We start from the raw sequence: 1,047 nt of genomic DNA on the forward strand, positions 1-1,047 counted from the left end.
GGGCCGTCCAGACGTCCCAGCACCGTCACCCCGACGACGATGTCGCGGCTGCGGGTGGTGTCGCCGCCGACCAGCTGGGCGCCGGCGAGCTCGCACTCCTGCAGCACGCCCTGGCGGAAGAAACGCAGCCAGGTGACCGGCAGGTCGGCCGGCGCGGACAGCGAGACCACCAGCGCCCACGGGCGGCCGCCCATGGCCTCGACATCGGCGGCGGCCGCGGCCACGGCCTTGCGGCCGGTCTCCAGCCCGCTGCCCCAGTCGCGCTTGAAGTGGACGCCCTCGACCATCGTGTCGGTGGTGACCACCAGGTCGGTCGCGCCCGGGGCCAGCACGGCGGCGTCGTCACCCGGCCCGACCCGGACGTCCGCGCCGAGCGGGAGCCCGCGGGTGATCAGCCCGACGACGCCGAACTCCCCCAGGCCGGCGAGGGTGGCGGGCGGCTGGTCGGTCATCGGGCTCCTGGTCGTCGACGGGTCCTCGGAGTGGCACACGGTAGCGTGGCCGCCAGCACGGCACCGAGACGGCGGGAGCAGGCACGATGGCCACCACTGACCCAGGCGCACCCACGGGGTACGGCCCCGGGCTCGTCCACGGGCGGGCGGCATGAGCGTCCAGGCCTACGTGCTGGTGCAGACCGGGGTCGGGCAGGCGGCGACCGTCGCCGAGCGGATCCGTGGCCTCGACGGCGTCCGGGTGGCCCGCGACGTGACCGGTCCCTACGACGTCGTGGTGGAGGTCGAGGTGGCCTCGATGGACGACCTCGGACGCCTGGTGGTGAGCGGGGTGCAGGGCATCGACGGGATCACCCGCACCGTGACCTGCCCGGTGGTGCACCTCTGAGCGCCGCGGACACCCCGGGCCCCCGGATGGCGTCGGCGGTGCGCGCGCTGGCCGGGCTGACCGGTGCGGTGCTCGCCCTGGCCGGCTGCACCGCCGAGGTGGCGGTGGACGTCCCCACCCCCGACCCGGAGGCCGCCGCGGTGTGCTCCGCCCTGGTCGCCGACCTGCCCGAGCGGGTGGTGGGCCAGCCGGCCCGCGACGTCGCCG

General features: G+C 76.5%; 2 protein-coding genes and 1 pseudogene. 2 read left to right on the forward strand and 1 reads right to left on the reverse strand.

All coding sequences use genetic code 11. The features are described 5' to 3' along the window. Positions 1-452: thiamine-phosphate kinase (locus DVA66_RS20630; RefSeq protein WP_232822108.1), on the reverse strand; the 452-nt coding region annotated here is incomplete at its 3' end. A 151-nt stretch (positions 453-603) separates the two neighbouring features. Here DVA66_RS20630 and DVA66_RS20635 point away from each other — a divergent pair. Together DVA66_RS20635 and DVA66_RS20640 are read left to right on the forward strand one after the other, a co-directional pair. Further along, the gene (locus tag DVA66_RS20635) at positions 604-840 is read left to right on the forward strand and encodes an Lrp/AsnC family transcriptional regulator (protein WP_114561594.1); all 237 of its coding nucleotides are present in this window, start codon (positions 604-606) and stop codon (positions 838-840) included. Between the two features lie 26 nt (positions 841-866). Next, positions 867-1,047: pseudogene (locus tag DVA66_RS20640) on the forward strand (DUF3515 domain-containing protein); the annotation flags it as partial.

The sequence above is a fragment of the Desertihabitans aurantiacus genome (assembly GCF_003344635.1).
In the GTDB taxonomy this organism is placed as follows: Bacteria; Actinomycetota; Actinomycetes; order Propionibacteriales; family Propionibacteriaceae; genus Desertihabitans; species Desertihabitans aurantiacus.

Coding starts and splice junctions, on each gene's coding strand:
- DVA66_RS20635 (WP_114561594.1), top strand. CDS start 604: ATGAGCGTCCAGGCCTACGTGCTGGTGCAGACCGGGGTCGGGCAGGCG.